A 19,044-nucleotide genomic window follows, 5' to 3' on the forward strand; every position below is an offset into this window, starting at 1 on the left:
TTTGCAGAACAGCTCTTTTAAACTCTTTTAAATACCGGAATTGACTCAATCGGAGCTGCCGCAGTAATTGTCTGGCAACCATCATAGATTTTGCCGTCTCTGATATCTTCCCATTTTCCTTCAGGGAGGTAAACATTTCTTTCAAACATGTTCAGCTCAAGGATAGGTGCAACCAGGTACTTATCACCAAACATATACTCATCATAGGTTTCCCAGCACTTCTTATCCTCAGGGAACTCATAGAAGAGTGTTCTGATAATAGGTGAACCGTTTTTACTTGTCTCTTCATAAAGAGTTTTTATATAAGGCTTAAGCTCATGACGAAGTTCAAGCTGGTCTTTCATAATCTTAAAGTTGTCCTCGCCGTAGCTCCAAAGCTCGTTATCCTGACCTGTGTGAAGATATCCGCCTCCGAAGGTTCTGTTATCAAGCGGCGGGATGTTGTATGGTCCGCGGTCACCATGGATTCTTAAAATCGGTGAAAATACAGCAAACTCATACCATCTGATAAGGAGCTGTCTGAAATCAGGATCATTTACATCATCTGTCATGAATCCGCCTATATCGGTTGTCCACCATGATATTCCCGCAAGTCCCATGTTAAGTCCTGCAGCAACCTGATCACGCAGTGCTTCAAAGGTGCTTGGCACATCTCCTGACCACACCACATTTCCGTATTTCTGGCTTCCTGCCCACGCTGAACGAAGGAGGCTTACTACAGGCTTATCCTGCAGTTTTGTCATATGATCATAGAATACTCTGCTATAATACTGCGGATAGATGTTGCTTACTTCAAGCGCAGGTCCCATGTAATATCTAAGTGAGTCAAAATCATACTTTACAAGATCCGGTTCTGAATTATCAAGCCAGAACATATCTATTCCAAGATCGTAATAATTCTTTTTGCATACTTCCCAAACGTACTCTCTGGCTTCAGGATTGGTTGCATCAAATACAGTACAGTCTCCTTCAAAGTCATAGTTCTGAAGTCCGCCTCTCTCGTTCTTCACAAGAAGACCTCTTTCAAGCATGTCATAAAAATGCTCACTTCTCTTATCTACAGTAGGCCATACTGAAACCACAACCTTGATTCCCATGCTGTGAAGCTCATCAACCATGGCTTTTGGATCAGGCCAGTAGGTCTTATCAAATTTCCAGTCTCCCTGGACTGTCCAATGGAAAAAGTCGATAACTATGCAATCAATCGGCACTCCATGTTCTTTGCAATCATGGGCAACCTTTAGTACTTCCTCCTGTGTACGGTAGCGAAGCTTACACTGCCAAAGTCCCAGAAGATCCTCCGGCATCTCAGGAGATCTGCCTGTAACCTGTGTATAGTTTCCAATTATTTCTTTTGGTGTATCAGCAACAGTAATCCAGTAATCAAGCTCTTTTGTTGATTCCGCAACCCACTCCGTGTAATTGTTTCCGAAGGTTGCACGACCTACTGCAGGATTATTCCATAAAAATCCGTATCCAAGACTTGATACCGCAAAAGGAATTGATACCTGAGAGTTTCTCTGCTCCAGATCAAGTATACATCCCTTTAAATCTGTGTAAGCATGTTGATACTGACCCATCCCGAAGATTTTTTCTCCGTCATTACTCTCAAATTTCTGAGTTATACGGTAATCTCCACCGACATGCGGTCTGTAATCCCTGTTTATATATTTAAGACATCTTGATTCTCTGGACTCTGTACCACCGTAGCAGCGGAAGTACTCTCTAAGAAACATCTTGTCATCTTTATAAAATGTAATTACACCTGCAAAATTTACAGTTGCCTTCACTCTCCCGTTTGTAATCTCTGCAAATGGTCCGTCCTCACGCTCCGTGATGCTGATAATCGTACTTGTGTTATCACTTATATCCTCTGTGAGTGCCCAGTTTCTTCCTGTAAAATCAGGATACATTGTTGTGCGAACTCTGAGCGCATTCTTACCGTGCTTTTCTATTCTCAGCGTTTCACCCTGTCTTTTTGCTATCAAAACTCCGTTGTCATTCTGAAAAATCATGTAATGCCCTCTCTTTACTGCTTTAAATTATTTTTCGGTATCCTATTGACCTAGTTATTTTCTTTGCTTTTACCACTTTTTGTAACCGTAAATATTGTACATATTCCCCATGATATTCTGTACATCATTCGGTATATACTTTTATGATAAAAACCTTTCCTTCCCTAACACTTACAAAGGCACTGCTGCCTCTTTGTACTTCGTTTGAAACTCCAATCGGGAAGGTTATATCTATATCCATGTCATGGGCATTGTATTTTGCATTCTTTATTGTTACCCCATGTGCATCCCCCCCTGCAGCAAGCACAGAAAAGTACTTACAGTCATCCTTTATCATGCAGCTATCGGAAACAACTGTAATTTCTGAAAAATCATCAATTATTTTTCCTCTCATCCCTTTTTCTTCAAGCATTAGAAGAATTGCGAGATTCCCAAGTGTGTGGTCAAATCTTTTTCCCAAAACACCAACAAGTACAAAATCGGTATATCCCCTTTTTATAGCCTCTTTTACAGCATATAAAGTATCCGTATCATCCTTAACTCGCGGTAAAACTATTGTTTCTGTTTCAAGGTGTGGGTTTTCATGAGAATCAAAATCCCCCACTATCAGAGAAGGCTCTGCTTTCAGCTTTTCCATATGAGCAAGTCCGCAATCACAGTAAATGATATAATCTTCCTTACTTATATGCTTTCTTACAAATTCATAATTATCAATCGCAGAACCCCCAACTATGACACATCTTTCCATTTTCATACTCTCCACAGTTTCCATAAACTATTCGACACTATCCATCTCTGTCTTCACATTTCCATCAAGCTCTAACGAATCTGTTACATAACATTTATAGCCGTTTTCCAGGCAAAACTTTTTTATTTTTTCAACAAGCCGCATATCACGTGTGTACTCGATCATATAGACAAGCAGTCCCTCTTTTTTTGCTCGGGCAAGATATTCCTCCATGTATGCCCTGTCCATTGCGGTATTCTCACTGTAAATCCTCTTTTCATAATCATCGATACGGCTAAATACAGATTCCTGATTTATCCCAACTATGATATCAGCGTTGCCACTGTTCATAAGCTCGGTAACAAAAGTATCTCCGCCATTTATTATAATCGGAAGATTATAGGTGTCTTTAAGTCTCGTTATTATATTTACCAGCCCTTTGTATATCCAGCTGTGATTGTACAAATAGTAAACATCACAGTTATCAATAAAAAATCCGTCCACACCTTTAAGTACAAGTTCTGCTGCAATGTTGTCACATATATAATTTTGCCAGCTCTCCTCCGAAACATCTATCCAATATTCTCCGGGCCAGTTTTCATATTCCGAAAGTGTTATTTTCGAAAACAGGCTGTAATAATCTCGAAATTCCTCGATAGATCCCACATTCAGATAACTGTATACCCTCCTTCCACCGGCTTTCCAGCCTGCCACATCCCGGGCGGAAACATTCTGGGCATCGATTATTGCAAGTCCTATACTTGTATCACCATCAAGCTTTTGATGCAGCTGATTAGAGTCTGCACCTATGTAAACTCCATAGCCAAGCGGTCCGTCAGGAGATTCTATATCAACAACATGTTTTGCCAAAGCCCTTTCCGGAAATGAAATTAAAATCATAGGGACAATTATCATTAAGCTCAAAAAGAAACGAGCCACAAGTAATCCGCCATTTCTTATCCAGGTGAATTTCACCTCACTCTTTTTAAAAAAAATTCTGATGTTTATATCCATAACAAACCGCCCTATAAAAAATACAAATCAGTCAGCAAACATCTTCGGATGATTTTTTTCATAATAAAAAATATACTGCTGAATAATCCCGGCATTTTCACCATACTCAGTAAATGGATTTACGCCGCCGTATTCCTCATCTATCGCCCTTGAAATCCACACATCAACAGGAGCTCTTCCCATCCTTGAATAAGCAAAAAGACATACACAGTTTGATACCTTTTTTCCGACTCCCTGCACTTTCATAAGCTCTTCAAAAAGCTCATCGTCATTTAACAGTCCTATTTTTTCAAGGTCAATGTCCCCACTTGTTACTCTTTTTATCGCATCATACACATAAGGTGCTCTATATCCGAGTCCACACTCCTTAAGGTCATCAAGCGTCGCCTTTGCCATCTGATCGGGAGTAGGAAATGCAAATATTTCATCAACAGTTCTATCCTGTTCTATTTTTGTTCCGAATTTTACAGACAATGAATTTACAGCACTTGAAATTGCAGGAATACTTTTTCTCTGTGAAATAATGAATGAGATCAGCATCTCCCATTTATCCTGCTTTAAAATTCTAAGGCCACGTCCAAAATCGATTGCCCTGTCGGTAAATTCATGCTTTCCGTACTCTTTTTTACAAATACTTTCATAATTTCTGGAAAGATCAAAATATGGCTTCCATATCGTCTTCCACTCATTTTCCGAACAGGAAACCTCTATGGTTTTTCCGTTGTCAAAAAGGGGATTTTTTTCCTCTTCTATAAAAACTACATTATCTCCGGTAATGAACATAAAGACTCCGGAAGAAATCTCTTTTACCCTAAAACACTGTCCACTGATTTGTATTTTTTTTAAATCAAAATCATCATCAATTCTTACTTGCATTTATCCCTGTCATTCCTTATATATATACGTTCATAACGATTTCTGATTCTTAGAATTATATCATATCAGCTGCCCGGTAAACAAAAAAGGCTTTTGCTTTCAAGTTCCCTGCATACAAGCTGTACATGATGCTTTTAACGTAATTAAAAACCGGGATGAACACCTTCATATTGAAGGACTCACCCCGGTTATAATTTTTACCCCCATTTTTATCTGGAAAACTCGCCAGCACTAAGCTCGAAAAAACCTCGCCAAGTGATTACTTAACTGCGTCAAGGATTTCCTGTGCGTTGTCTGCAGTAACTTTTATATAATCACATCCTATATAACGATCATTTTTTCCACCTGTAAGGTAGTTAATAGCAGCATCAGCTGCACTGTGTGCCTGTGAGAAGTGATCGTTAAATACTGTACCTGTCATTGTTCCTGCAATAACATCTTCAAGTGCTTCTGAAAGAGCATCAACACCCACAAGATAAATATCAGAGCCTACTGTTCTGCCTGCTGCCTGAATTGATTTAAGCGCACCAAGAGCCATAGCATCATTGTTGCAGAATACTACTTCTGTCTCAGGATGACTTTCAAGTGCATTAGCAACTATCTGCTGTGCTGTAGCCTGATCCCAGTTACCTACCTCATCCTCAAGGCAATCAACTTTAATACCTGCATCCTCAAGAGCCTTTATTGAGAAATCTGTACGATACTGAGCATCAATATTCTCAGGATCGCCTTCAATCATGATATACTGAACCTTACGGTCACCATTAAGATCAACTGTATCAAGCCCAAGATCTACAATAATCTCGCCCTGATATGTACCTGATTGACGGGCATCGCATCCAACATAGCATACATTCCAGTCATTATCTTCCCATCTCTGCTCTTCGTCCGCATCAGGCTCACGATTTATATAAACAAGAGGAATATTCGCTCCGACTGCAAGATCCGTAATTGCATCTGCTGATGAAGAGTTAACAGGGTTAATGATGAGCACATCTACACCGTTTGCTATAAATTCTTCAATCTGTTTTGTCTGAGTCTCCTGGTCATTGGCCGCATCAACAATTGTAATGTTATCAGCCGAAAAGCCCTGTGCTACAAAATAACTAAGGAGCTCATTTCTGAAAAGTGTCATGAAGTTATCAGAGAACTGATAAATGCAAACCCCGACCTTCTTATCAATAAGGCTGCCATTCCCTGCATCCGCAGCCTGCTTTGCCGTTTCCTTGGCAACGTCTGCTACTGCCTCATTTTCCGTTGTGTTTACTGCATCCTTAGCATTATTACCGGCGGATGAACAGCCTGCAAGCATTGACATTGAAAGCATTGCTACTGTCAAAACACTTACTATTTTCTTTTTCATAAAAAATTTTTTCCTCCTATTTTTATGCATCCGTTATTCAAAATGCACATGTTTTTTGTTTATAGTGGATATTCTATCAGTAGAACAGTATTTATTCAAGAAAGCACCGGAACTCATATTACAAAGTCCCAGTGCATATGTATTCTTTTATATATTCTTTTTTTCCGGATATTTTTCGTAAAAAGCCTCTTTTTCTTCCAACGTCTGCTGGTTAGCAAGCCTAAGTGCCTTTCTGAGATCGCCCTCATCATTATCAAATGAATATCCGATCGCAAAATATACGCCTTCGGGATTACTTCCCCTCTTCCTGAGTCTTTCTATTTTTTCAGTAAACTCTTTTTCATCGGCATTTTCACATACTACGGCAAATTCTTCACCACCGGATCTGAATACCTCCGTCTCTTCAAAAATATCCAGAAGGATTTCGCCTGCTTCTTCGAGTACTTTGTTTCCGGCATCATGACCATATTTTGCATTCAAAAACTTAAGCCCGTTCAATTTACAAAATGCTACTCCAAATGATGTTTTATGCCACTTTAATTGTTCAGCATACTCATCTACAACTCTGTTCATTGACGATCTGTTTCTTACGCCTGTCCGCATATCAACGCTGGTAAGCCATTCCAGACGTTTTAAGAATTGATTGTTGGCCATCTCAGCAGAAAGGAAAAGTGAAAGAATTTCCAACGTTTCTTTTATTGTAAAGACATCATCCACATTAAAATTTGTAACCAGAATATAACCTAAAATATTTTTTCTCTGCTGTATGGGCATCAGACACAGACTTTCTGCATTTTCCACCTTAAGCTTATTCGCCCAATCAGGTATGGTTTCTTCTATATATTCCAATTCCGCTTTGTCACGCATGATAAAGCAATCGCTTTCGCCTACAAGCTCAACCCATTTAGAAGCTATATTATATGGAACATTCATAGTCAGATTTGCAGCCGAAAAAATATCACCTTTATTACTCTGATTAATAATCTCTGCCTCTTCATCTTCTTTGTTAATGGAGACAACACATGCAGCAGATGCTCCCGTAAATTCCCTTATATTATCAAGGACCTGTTTTAAGTTAGTTTTAAAATCATTATCACTTCTCAGTTCAAGGCAGCTCTTAATAACAAAGCCTGCTATTTTAGGAGAAATAGCCGAAAATTTACCTGCATCCATATCCTTCGTAAGTTCATAAACAAACTGGCAATAACCCGTTTTGCCGTCATCATCCGCCTTTAAAGGCAGGAAAAGATTTTCAGACCAGGCACCGAGCATCTTTGTTGTATCCACGTAAATATGTAGCCTCTCACCATTAAACGCAGCCCGAACGCACATATCCTCAAATTCAGGTTCTCTAGGCAAATACTTCGTATACAATTCGCCCTCTACATTTTCCCCGGTCATGCTGAATTTTTCATTAGTGGCAAAAAGTCTGATTTCTCCGATAGTTCCGTCATCATTCTTTTTTACTGAAATGATAGCGCATGGATTTTCGGATGACTGTGCTATGATCTTATATCTGTCATATGTTGAAAATTCCGGATTCATCAACTTTCCTCCTGGGGTCTAAGGACATATAAACACTGATTATACAAAGCCAGCTCAATAACTATGATTATTTTACCACATAAAAATATATGAAATAGTAAAAATAAAATAAAGAAACCGATGTACTGATTATTCAGTACACCGATTTCTTATGTTTAAATCCCTCGTATAAATAATTCAGGATCCCCTCATTTAGTTCTTTACGATCATCTTACCGCCACGCTTTGAAACTACGTCAAAGATAACTGCAGCAAGAAGAACGACACCTTTAACAACCTTCTGCATATTTGCATCAACACCCATAAGTGACATACCAAGGTTGATAACACCCATAAGAACCGCACCGACAATAACTCCGGGAACTGTTCCGATTCCACCGTAAGCTGATGCACCACCGATGAAGCAGGAACCGATAGCATCCATTTCGTAGTTCTGGCCGTATGTAGGCTGAGCGGATGTAAGTCTTGCTATTGTGATCATACCTGCAAGTGCAGCAAGGAATCCCATGTTTGTGTATGCAAGGAAATATACCTTATTTGTATTGATACCTGAGAGCTTTGTAGCCTTCTCATTTCCACCTACTGCGTAGAAATAACGACCAACTGTTGTGTTATTTGTAATGTAAGCGTATACAAGAACTACTACCAATACCCAGATAAGTACTGTAGGAATACCCTTGTGCTGAGCAAGCTTGTAAGCAAACAGTACAATTACGGCTGATATTACAACAAGCTTAAGGATAAATGCTCCGAAATTCTCCACTTCATAATGCTTCTGTGATCTCTGTACTCTGTTCTTTACCTGAAGGAAAATGAAAACAGCTGTTGCAAGAATACCACCGAAAAGGCATGTAAGATTAAGTGTTCCATTTCCAAAGATATCCTTGATATAGCAGTCAGCACCGCCACCAAAAAGATTAACAAAGCTTGTCTTATCCTTGATTGAAACTGTAAGACCATTAAGTACTACGTTGGAAAGACCTCTGAACACAAGCATTCCTGCAAGAGTTACGATGAAAGGAGGTATTCTTACAAAGGCAATCCAAAAGCCCTGGAAAGCACCGATCAAAGTACCGAGAACGATCATAAGAATTATTGCAACCGGTATCGGAACGTTCATATTTACCATAAGTGTGGCACCAACCGCTCCGACAAAGCAGACAACGGAACCGACTGAAAGATCGATGTTACCACCGGTCAAAATACATAACAGCATACCTGTTGCAAGAACGAAAACGTATGCGTTCTGTGAAATCAAGTTACTAACGTTCATAGGCAGAAGTATCGCTCCGCCAGTTCTCCAAGAGAAGAATGCAACAACTATGACAAGAACAATAATCATAGTGTTTTTCTTTAAAAAGGCCATTGCCTGTTCCATATTCATTATTTAACCTCCTTATTTCCGGACGACTGTAAAATCTTTGCCATAATCTTTTCCTGAGTTGCTTCTTTACCATCGAGTTCTCCGACCATTCTGCCCTCGTTCATGACATAGATTCTGTCACACATTCCGAGAACTTCAGGAAGCTCGGAGGAAATCATGATGACTGATTTTCCCTCAGCAACCAGCTGATTTATGATGCAGTAAATCTCATATTTTGCACCTACATCAATACCTCTTGTAGGCTCGTCAAGAATGAGTATATCGGGATCTGCAAACATCCACTTTGCAAGAAGTACCTTCTGCTGGTTACCACCGGAGAGGTTTCCAACGTTCTGTTCTACTGTGGGAGCCTTAGTCTTGAGCTTCTCCTTGTATTCTACCGCAACACGGTATTCTTTATCTTTATCTATAACTGTATTTGTACTTACCGCATCAAGATTAGCAAGAGTCGTGTTGATCTTGATGGGATTTGAAAGAATAAGTCCATTTCCTTTTCTGTCCTCAGTTACATAAGCAAGTTTATGCTTAATAGCATCCTGAACAGTATTCAAATGAACTTCCTGACCCTTAATAAATAGCTTTCCTGAAATATTTTCGCCGTAGCTCTTACCAAAAATACTCATTGCCAGCTCTGTACGTCCTGCACCCATAAGGCCTGAAATGCCGAGTACCTCACCTTTTTTAACATTGATGCTTACGTCATTAACTACTTTTCTTTCATTATAGAGAGGATGATAAACGTTCCAGTTCTTAACCTCCATCATTATCTCATTACCAACATGGTGTTCTCTCTTCGGGAAACGGTCTGCTATTTCACGACCAACCATTCCTTTGATGATTCTGTCCTCTGAGAAATCATCCACTCCCTTAGTAAGGGTTTCAATCGTTGATCCGTCACGAATAACTGTGATCTTATCTGCAACATAAGAAACCTCATTGAGCTTGTGGGAAATAATGATTGAAGTAAGTCCCTGCTCCTTTTTAAGCTTGAGCATAAGATCAAGCAGAGCCTGGGAATCTGTCTCGTTAAGAGATGATGTGGGCTCATCAAGAATGAGTAATTTTGCATTTTTAGAAAGAGCCTTCGCAATCTCAACCAGCTGCTGCTTACCAACACCAATATCCTTTATCAAGGTCTGTGGGCTGTCTTTTAATCCGACTATATCAAGATACTTGCGTGCAAGTTCGTTGGTTTCATTCCAGTTAATCTTAAATTTTTGTCCTCTCTCATTTCCGAGGAACATATTTTCCGCAATTGTCATATACGGAATAAGTGCAAGTTCCTGATGAATAATAACGATACCTTTTCCTTCACTGTCCTTGATATCATTAAACTGACAAGCGGTGCCGTCATATATAATAGCGCCCTCGTAGGTTCCATGCGGATAAATACCGCTAAGTACATTCATCAATGTAGATTTACCTGCTCCATTTTCACCTACCAGCGCGTGAATTTCGCCTTCTTCAACCTGGAGATTAACATTATCCAGGGCTTTCACACCGGGGAAGGTTTTGGTGATATTTTTCATTTCAAGTAATATCTTCGCCAAGTTAACCCCTCCTTTTCATAATTTGTCTTTTGTGTTCCATTATAGTCATAACCCTTTTCCCGACTGCTTTGCAGCCATCTTCTCCCAAAGGAGAATACAAATTTTTATTTGCACTTTTTATTTTTCTCTTACCCGAAATTTTTTGTGGATATTTTTCGCATAGCGAAGCGGGTCTATGTAAAGGCCCGCTCCGACAATAGACTTTTAAATCATTTACTGAAGCTGATCCTCTGTGTAATAACCAGAGTCAATAAGAAGTTCTTTATAGTTGTTTGCATCTGCAAATACAGGCTCGCAGAGGTATGAAGGAATAACGCCTGTGCCGTTGTCATATGTCTCTGTATCATTTACAGGAGCATCTGAGCCCTTCATGATAGCGTCAACCATCTCAACAGTCTTAGCTGCAAGGTCACGAGTATCCTTAAAGATTGACATTGACTGCTTGCCAGCGATCATGTTCTTAACATTTGCAACGTCACAGTCCTGACCGGTAATGATCGGCCAATCACCTGTGTAGTTAGCTTCAAGAGAGTTTGTAACACCAAGTGCTGTAGAGTCGTTTGAGCAAAGAACTGCATCAAGCTTTGTGCCATCAGCATAGTTAGCTGAAATAATAGCATCCATTCTTGACTGTGCTGTCTCTGTTGCCCAGTTTGCTGTAGCAACTTCGTCGAAGTCTACCTGGCCTGACTTAACTACAAGCTTACCGGAATCAATGTATTCCTTAAGTACGTCATAAGCACCGCCGTAGAAGAATCTTGCATTGTTGTCACCAGGGTCACCTGTGAAGATCTCAAGATTGAAAGGTCCCTCAGCATTCTTAAGATCAAGCTGTTCTTCGATGTACTGACCCTGCTTTGTACCTACCATGTAGTTATCAAATGTTGCATAGTAGCTAACAGCGTCTGAGTTCATGATAAGACGGTCATAAGCGATAACCTGAATGCCCTGTTCCTTAGCCTGCTCAAGAACTGTTCCGAGTGAATCACCATCGATAGATGCGATAACGAGAACCTGAGCACCTGAGCTGATCATGTTCTCAATCTGTGAAACCTGAGTAGCGATATCATTTGATGCATACTGAAGGTCAACTTCGTATCCTGCTGCCTCGAGCTGCTTCTGCATGTTCTCGCCGTCCTGATTCCATCTCTGAAGATCCTTTGTAGGCATTGCAACACCGACTTTACCGCTGCCTGATGCTGTTGTTTCTGCCTCAGCTGTTTCTTCAGTAGCCTCAGCTTCTGTAGCTGTCTCTGTAGATGTTTCTGTTGTAGCCTCAGTTTTCTCTGTGTCTGTAGTTGTAGCAGGTGCTGTACTGTCACCGCAGCCTACAAGTAATGAAGCTGCCATTGCTACTGTCAGAAAAGTACTAACCAGTTTTCTTTTCATTTTTGTTTCCCTCCCTAATGAGAAATTGTTTCCGGGTTTTGTTCCCGTCGTTTACAGTTTAGACTTTAACACAGAATTATTAGGAATAATTTACGAACTTCTTCAAATTTTTATTGTTTAGTCAAACGAAAAAGAGACCCTTCTAGCATTTTTTTGCTATCAGAATCTCTTTGTTTAAAATTGTGCTATTATATACGTTTTTGCGACAACTCAATTCAGCGGCATTTTTGATGGAACATTAAGATATACATCTTCCTTTATATGAAATCCGCTTTTGATTATTACGTCATCCATATTTTCAGCAGTTACACTCACAGGATTTATCTTCAGGTATGGGATTTCATGACCTTCAACATCGATTGTAGTAAGCTCATTGTCTCCGGCTTCTATCTCTTCTCCTTTAGCCATTTTGACTGCACACTCAGCAGCTCTCTGAGCAAGTTTTTCTATAGGTTTATAAACTGTCATCAGCTGAGTTCCCTCAACTATTCTCTGACACGCCTCAAGGTCTGCATCCTGTCCTACTACCATTATCTTTCCCGCAAGTCTTTTTTCGGAAAGCGCCGTCACAACCCTGCTTGCCAGGTCATCATTTCCACACATTATCGCATCGCATTTTAAAACCTTTGACATATTATTGTAAATGTAATCTCCTGCAAGCTCGGCCTTCCAGCTATCTGCGTAGAAAGTATCAATTATCTCATTATCACTTTCCTCCATAACAGCGGTAAATCCCTCACTGACCATAGGAACATTGTTGTCATTTACAGAGCCGTTCAGCATTATCACTTCTCCGTTCCTAAGACCGCTATCCACCAGTGCCTGTCCCATCAGCTCCCCGACCATCCTGTTATCAAAGGATATATAAAGATCAACCTCGGAATCACTTATCAGTCTGTCATAAGCTATTACTTTTATTCCCGCATCTCTTGCCTTTTTTATATTTGCTTTTATGGATGGAGAGTCAATACAAACAATTACTATGACATCCATTCCTTTTTTTATAAAGTATTCTATCTGCTTTTTTTGTTCCGCAACATCTCCGTTGGCATTCTGGATATTTACCTCTGCGCCGAGCTCCTTTGCCATTGAAACAAATACATCCCTGTCTCTTTGCCACCTTTCAATCACGAAGGAATCGAAAGTCATTCCTATCTGGATTTTCTTGTCATCCTCCTTACCCGGAGAATTCTGGGATTTTTCCTCTTTTTCGCAGCCGGATAAGCATGTCAGCAGTATTGTAATAATCAATAATACGGATATGAATAGTCCTTTTCTCTTTGTTTTCATCAGTTTCCCGTCTTTCCATCCTTATATTCGGTCGGAGTAACCCCAACATTTTTCTTAAAGCTTCTGCTAAAATAATTAGGATCTGTATATCCGCACATTAAGCAGATTTCCTTCATGGACTTGTCTGAATTTGTAAGAAGCTCCTTCGCCTTCTCTATTCTTATTCCGGTCAGATATTCTATGAAGTTACATCCGCTCTCCTCTTTAAATATCTTGCTGAAGTAATAAGGAGATATGTTTACAATCCTTGATACATCATCAAGAGATATATCCTTAGAGTAATTATCCTCTATATATCTTTTCGCAGTTTTTATCGCATCAGTAGATTTTTCTTCCCTCTTTAGGAAAACATTTCTACATGCGGATGAAATCTTATCAATAAACCATTCCCTAAGCTGATCAGTAGTTTCCAAAACCATTATCTCAGGAAGATAATGATTTCTTCCCGCATAATGATATGTCTGTCCTCCGTTTAAATACATCAAATGCTCTGCATAGAGAGAAAATTCAAGAACCTTTAGACGCATCGCCATGATATCACTATCGGCGCCCGAAGCACTCATCCAATCAGCGTATTTATTTGCAAGTGTCACAGCTTCATCCAGGTCACCTTTTGAAACCGCTTCAAACAGCGGCTTTTCAAGATCTATGGGATATCCCTCATCATAATCACAGCTTATGGGAAGGTCCTCTACATGTGCCACTGTTCCGGTTGTAGCTATGAGTGCATTTAATGCTTCATGATATGAATCGCCAAGTTCTCTTAAAGGCTTGATCTTTCCTATACCTATTCGAAACTTTATATCAGTCTTTTTCCGAAGATACCTTGCAAGATCCCTTGCCCTGTCCACAACCTCCGTTCTGGTGGAATAATCCATCTTCTGCCCCCCCGAAGGCACAAGGACTGCAATTTTGTTGGCCATGACATTACCGATTTTGCAGCTAAAAAATTCTTTTACACTCTCCCTGATTTCCTGATATTTTCCGGAAATCTTTACCGAACTTCCGATAGCATTTGTCATATGGTTTCCCTCCTGGGAATCTCCGCAGACTATTGCCATCATATATCCGTAATTTTCTTCTATTCCAAGAATGGTTTTGTAGTTGTCTATGTCTTCTTCGAAATGTTCCTGAAGCAGGATGTCATATATTAGACCGTTTTCAATAATCGGCTCGACAGTCTCGAGCTTTTCTCTTATAAGAAGATCGCTGCTCCTCTTTTCCCTTTCTCTGTCTATCTGATTCATTGCCTTTTTCAGGACTTCGATTATCTTCATCCTGTCAACCGGCTTATTTATATAGTCAAGTACGCCAAGCTTTATTGCTTCTTTTGCATAATCAAATTTATCGTAAGCTGTCATGACTATAAAAATAGTTCCTGCCGAAAACTTCTTTATCTCTTTCATGGCTTCTATGCCATTAATACCCGGCATATGAATATCCATCACGGCAATATCCGGTCTGAAGCGCTCTGCCAGCTCTATTACACTCCTTCCGGTCTTTGCAAATTCTATTTCACATTGATTGCCAAATTCTTTTTCAATTATGAACTTCATTGAATCGATGACAATCCCCTCGTCATCAGCAAGCATTATTCTATACATATTACCCCAATTCTACCCTGCATTTGTTCTTTACTAAAAATATACGGTCACTCCAAAGGGAGTCTGATAATAACCTCGCATCCCATATCTTTTCCTTCACTTCTTATCATAACCGCATCTTCCCTTCCGGTAAAAATACGAAGTCTTGATACTACATTATCCATTCCGATTCCGTTATTATCATACTGACCGTCTTCCTTACTCCAGTCACCGCTTAAAATCTTGTCTATATCTTCCTGTTCTATCCCTTTTCCGTTATCCCTTACACTTATGCAGACATTATTATCTTCCCTGTAAACCCTAAGGGTAATAATGCCCTTATCTCCCATTTCCCTTATACCATGATTAACAGCGTTTTCAACAATCGGCTGCAGTACCATAGTGGGCATATTTATTGAAAGAAGCCTTTCATCTACCTGTTTCTCATATTTAATATCGCCGGAAAATCTGACATTCAATATTCTTATATAATTATCTACTAGTGTAACCTCTTCTCTTACACTGACTTCTGTCTCATGGTTTTTTACGTTATATCTGAAAAAATCAGCCACTGTCTGGACATACTCATAGGTTTTGTCGGCCCCCTCCATCATCGCAAGCTGTGCACCCGCATTCAGAGTATTAAAAAGAAAATGAGGATTTATCTGAGCCTGAAGATATTTTAGCTGGGCATCTTTTAGATGAGCTTCCATCGTCAGTTCTTTTTCCTGCATCAGACGTTCCTTCTCCATGCTTTCTCGTTGTCTTATAATGTACTCCTTAATACTGACTATCATCTTATTGAAAGCACCGATAACTATGCCTATCTCATCATGATATCTGATTTCCGGAAGTATGGTATCAAAATTCCCGTCGGCAACTTCGTCCGCAGAAATTGCCAGGTTTTTCAAAGGCTTTATCATCATCCTTACTATAATAATGATACTGATAATACTTCCTACCGTCACAAGTGACAGTACTAAGATACTTATACTCTCGAAGGTTTGGAATGCTGCGGCAATCTCGGTATAGCGGTCCGAGTTACTGATAAACTGCTCATTATTCAGCCTGTCTATATACGCATTTATATATTCATAAAGTTCTGTTGATCTTTCATAATATGTTCTGTACTTTTCAACATTTCTTCCGCGCTTTGCCTCAACAGTCTGAGATACCTCTTCCAGATAATTCTGTGACATGAATTTTATATTACGCTTCATTCTGCTGAATGTAACATCCGTAACCTGTCCGCCAAGCTCCTCAGACAATGTCTGCAGACTCTGCGCACTTTTATAGTAGTTTTCAAGCGAGTCAGATGTCTTTGAGCTGAGATATAGCGTCATATTATCCTGAACCTCGGTCAGTGAATCCGATAGTTCATTAAGCATCCTGTTATCCTGATAAACCATACCCATATCAATAGCCATACTGTTGATTCCGAGTATCAGAAAAATATTGACTATAAAAATTATAAAATTTGCAAGCATGTATATACTTACAATCTTTTGCTGGAGGGGCAGATTAAAAAATTTATTCATCGCTTTCCTCCATATCCTGAATACTGTCAACGTTATGCCTGTTTATCAGTGTTATATCTGCAGTGAAATACTGACTGGTATTACCGTACTCATAATAATCGTTAAGAGCATCTATGCAATATTGCCCCATCTGTCTCGTATCTATCTGGATTGTCGCATATACTATATTTTTCTTGATGGCACTGACTATAGCTTCAGAGTTATAGTAACCGAGAATGTTTACTTCTCCTACCTTATTAAAGTCAACCACCGCCTGATATGTACATACAGTATTAAGCTCATTAAGACACACGATGACATCGGGTATTTCATCACTTAAAAAGATATCTCTTATTGATTCCTCTACTGAAAACGTATTTTTATTATCAACAGGAACCATTGAAATATTGAACTCTGAATTAGTGGCATTTTCCTGATCAAGAGTCTCCTGGAGTCCCGATATGATGATATTCTGGCCGCTATCCTGAGAATCAGTATTTACGAGTACAGCAATCTGCATTGTTTTTCGCTGACTCATGGTTTTTGAATCGATAAAGTCTTCTCTTCTCTTTTCCTTAATGATATTAAAAATCTGTCTGCCGTATTCTCTTCCTATATTGTAGCTTCCGACGCCCACAAAGCTAAGTCTCTCCGACTTTGTACAATCACCATACAATGTCACAACAGGTATTTCCTTTTCAATAGCTTCATTTATGAGCTGAGTCATCTCATCATTTTCATTTGCAAAAACAATGATTCCGTCGACCTGTGATGCTATTGCAACCTTCATAAGCTGCTCACAGGAATAGTCTCCCTCCATATTCTGTCCGAGGAGTTCCACATATATGCCCTGTGGCTTAGCAGCTTCAAAAGCGCCTTTATATATAGACTGCCAGAAATCGGATTTATAGTTGTCGGTTATCATGACGTAATACTTATCATATATAAAAGCCTCCGACGGTTTCCTGAAATCTTCCATATAAAAGCGAAAAACAAGTGCTCCCACCACTAGCGTAGCCAGGGTAAAGAGCACAGTCATTATCAGTAAGATATTTTGTTTATGAAATTTTTTTGTTGATTTTAAAGATGAATCCTGTGTCCCCATAGGATGAATTTTATCAGATAAAAAGGTCTTGCTCAATCATTTTATCCTTATCGGAAGTCGCTAGTTTACTGATGATATCAATCACTGATTTTTTCCAATTTTGCAACCGTTTCTATATGAACCGTATTGGGAAACATATCACATGGACGAATTTTTTTTAGTTCATATCCACCATCTACAAGTATCCTTAAGTCTCTGGAAAGAGTTGCGGAATCACAGCTTACATAAACTATGCGCTCAGGTCCCATTTTGAGCATAGTTTCAAGGCACGCTATATCACAGCCCTTACGCGGAGGATCTACCACGATAACATCCGGGTTTAAGGCTTTGCTCCTTCTACCTGCTTCCTTTTCAGTATTAACAGCACTGCCTTGTTCTTCTGAAGCATTTATTCTTCCATTATAAAAATCGGGAAGCACTTCCTCTGCTTTTCCCACAAAAAAGGTAGCGTTATCTATCTTATTCTCCGCTGCATTTTCTCTGGCATTGTCAATCGCCTGCGGAATAATCTCAACTCCGTAAACATGTCCCGCTTTCTTTGCCATGGCCAGACTGATAGTTCCTATCCCACAGTACAGATCCCATACGGTTTCACCACCTGTAAGCGATGCATAATTTACAGCTGTACTATACAGTTTCTCTGTCTGTACAGGATTTACCTGAAAGAAGGACAAAGGAGAAATACTGAATTCAATTCCGCATAGTGTATCCTTTATGTAATCCCTCCCCCATAATGTATGAAGCTCGCTACTAAGAATCACATTTGTCTTTTCATTATTGATATTAACAGTAATACTCTTAACACCATTAATAGAAGCGATTTTATTAATTAACTCATCCTGCTTATAAATAAAGCTATTTTCTGTATCAAAAGCTTTATTACCGGGTAAATTTTTCCCCTTTTTCTTCTTATCATGGCAGATAACAAAGCAGACCATTATTTCTCCGCTTGTAAAGCCTTTACGAATTAATACATGCCGAAAAACACCTTTTCCCGTTGTCTCATCATATGCCTTTATCCCGTATTTCTTCATATGATTCAGAACTGTTTCCAGAATTATTCTGTTTTCTTTCACCCCAAGAAGACAATCCTCCACCGGTATAATGGCATGGGTCCTTCCTGCATAGAATCCCGCTATCGGCTGTCCGTTTTTATCTGTTCCTATAGGAAATTGTGCTTTATTTCTATATCTGAAAAAGGAAGGTATCTCATTTTCACAGCCTTTTTTTCCTGACATCCCATCCTTTAAAACTTCATTCATTCCTAAAACAGGCTCCATTATCCCATCTATGAAGTTCTCATCAAAACCACCAAGTCTTATTAGGTTGTTCCTTACCTTGTTTTTCTTAAATTCCAGTTGTTTTTCATAATCAAGATTCTGTATCTGACATCCTCCACAAGCCTTTGACACAGGACATCTCGGAGTAATCCTGTACTTTGATGGTTCTATTACTTCATCAAGATGCACATATGCATAATTTTTTTTGCTTTTCATAATAGAAGCACTGACCAGATCTCCAATTACTGCATCCTTTACAAAAAGGGTATAGCCGTCTATCTTGCCAATACCCTCCCCGTCATTTCCTATATCATCTATTCTTATTTGAAATCTATCGCCCTTTTTATAAACGGTATTCTCAGTTCCTTTTTTTGCCATTTTTACTCCTATTGTCTTCTTCCGCACTT

14 protein-coding genes are annotated in these 19,044 nt (G+C 39.4%); all 14 read right to left on the reverse strand.

Annotation, left to right across the window (positions count from 1 at the left end; translation table 11 throughout):
* Nucleotides 1-17: 17 nt before the first annotated feature.
* The 14 genes from BV60_RS0116510 to rlmD all read right to left on the reverse strand — a co-directional run bounded on the left by BV60_RS0116510 (nt 18) and on the right by rlmD (nt 19,015).
* Nucleotides 18-2,015 (reverse strand): glycoside hydrolase family 31 protein, encoded by a 1,998-nt coding sequence (locus BV60_RS0116510; RefSeq protein ID WP_029323514.1) that lies wholly within the window; start codon nt 2,013-2,015, stop codon nt 18-20.
* Nucleotides 2,016-2,139: 124 nt separating this feature from the next.
* The gene (locus BV60_RS0116515; protein WP_029323516.1) at nt 2,140-2,763 is read right to left on the reverse strand and encodes a thiamine diphosphokinase; all 624 of its coding nucleotides are present in this window, start codon (nt 2,761-2,763) and stop codon (nt 2,140-2,142) included.
* Between the two features lie 27 nt (nt 2,764-2,790).
* The gene (locus BV60_RS0116520; RefSeq protein ID WP_051656809.1) at nt 2,791-3,756 is read right to left on the reverse strand and encodes an endo alpha-1,4 polygalactosaminidase; all 966 of its coding nucleotides are present in this window, start codon (nt 3,754-3,756) and stop codon (nt 2,791-2,793) included.
* Between the two features lie 27 nt (nt 3,757-3,783).
* Nucleotides 3,784-4,632, reverse strand: coding sequence for a DNA-3-methyladenine glycosylase family protein (locus BV60_RS0116525; protein WP_029323519.1), 849 nt, complete (start codon nt 4,630-4,632; stop codon nt 3,784-3,786).
* Between the two features lie 259 nt (nt 4,633-4,891).
* The gene (locus BV60_RS0116530) at nt 4,892-5,995 is read right to left on the reverse strand and encodes a galactose ABC transporter substrate-binding protein (RefSeq protein WP_029323521.1); all 1,104 of its coding nucleotides are present in this window, start codon (nt 5,993-5,995) and stop codon (nt 4,892-4,894) included.
* Nucleotides 5,996-6,142: 147 nt separating this feature from the next.
* Nucleotides 6,143-7,540, reverse strand: coding sequence for a GGDEF domain-containing protein (locus BV60_RS0116535; protein ID WP_029323523.1), 1,398 nt, complete (start codon nt 7,538-7,540; stop codon nt 6,143-6,145).
* Nucleotides 7,541-7,732: 192 nt separating this feature from the next.
* Nucleotides 7,733-8,923: a multiple monosaccharide ABC transporter permease gene (mmsB, locus tag BV60_RS0116540; RefSeq protein WP_330376316.1), complete on the reverse strand. Its 1,191-nt coding sequence runs from the start codon at nt 8,921-8,923 to the stop codon at nt 7,733-7,735.
* The gene (gene mmsA / locus BV60_RS0116545) at nt 8,923-10,473 is read right to left on the reverse strand and encodes a multiple monosaccharide ABC transporter ATP-binding protein (protein ID WP_029323528.1); all 1,551 of its coding nucleotides are present in this window, start codon (nt 10,471-10,473) and stop codon (nt 8,923-8,925) included. Before mmsA ends, mmsB begins: the two co-directional genes overlap by 1 nt.
* Nucleotides 10,474-10,686: 213 nt before the next feature.
* The gene (gene chvE / locus BV60_RS0116550; protein WP_029323529.1) at nt 10,687-11,862 is read right to left on the reverse strand and encodes a multiple monosaccharide ABC transporter substrate-binding protein; all 1,176 of its coding nucleotides are present in this window, start codon (nt 11,860-11,862) and stop codon (nt 10,687-10,689) included.
* Nucleotides 11,863-12,072: 210 nt separating this feature from the next.
* Nucleotides 12,073-13,152: a sugar ABC transporter substrate-binding protein gene (locus BV60_RS0116555; RefSeq protein WP_029323531.1), complete on the reverse strand. Its 1,080-nt coding sequence runs from the start codon at nt 13,150-13,152 to the stop codon at nt 12,073-12,075.
* Nucleotides 13,152-14,756, reverse strand: a complete 1,605-nt coding sequence (locus BV60_RS0116560) for a helix-turn-helix domain-containing protein (RefSeq protein WP_029323533.1) — start codon at nt 14,754-14,756, stop codon at nt 13,152-13,154. The genes BV60_RS0116555 and BV60_RS0116560 overlap by 1 nt, the downstream gene beginning before the upstream one ends.
* A 47-nt stretch (nt 14,757-14,803) precedes the next feature.
* Nucleotides 14,804-16,273 carry a sensor histidine kinase gene (locus BV60_RS0116565; RefSeq protein WP_029323534.1) on the reverse strand — a complete coding sequence of 490 codons (1,470 nt, stop codon included), beginning with the start codon at nt 16,271-16,273 and terminating at the stop codon, nt 14,804-14,806.
* Nucleotides 16,266-17,357, reverse strand: a complete 1,092-nt coding sequence (locus BV60_RS0116570; protein WP_197029585.1) for a substrate-binding domain-containing protein — start codon at nt 17,355-17,357, stop codon at nt 16,266-16,268. The genes BV60_RS0116565 and BV60_RS0116570 overlap by 8 nt, the downstream gene beginning before the upstream one ends.
* A gap of 77 nt (nt 17,358-17,434) precedes the next feature.
* On the reverse strand, nt 17,435-19,015 hold the full coding sequence (gene rlmD / locus BV60_RS0116575) for a 23S rRNA (uracil(1939)-C(5))-methyltransferase RlmD (protein WP_029323538.1): 1,581 nt from the start codon (nt 19,013-19,015) through the stop codon (nt 17,435-17,437).
* Between the last annotated feature and the right edge of the window lie 29 nt (nt 19,016-19,044).

It is taken from the genome of Butyrivibrio sp. AE3004 (assembly GCF_000703165.1).
Taxonomy (GTDB): domain Bacteria; phylum Bacillota; class Clostridia; order Lachnospirales; family Lachnospiraceae; genus Butyrivibrio.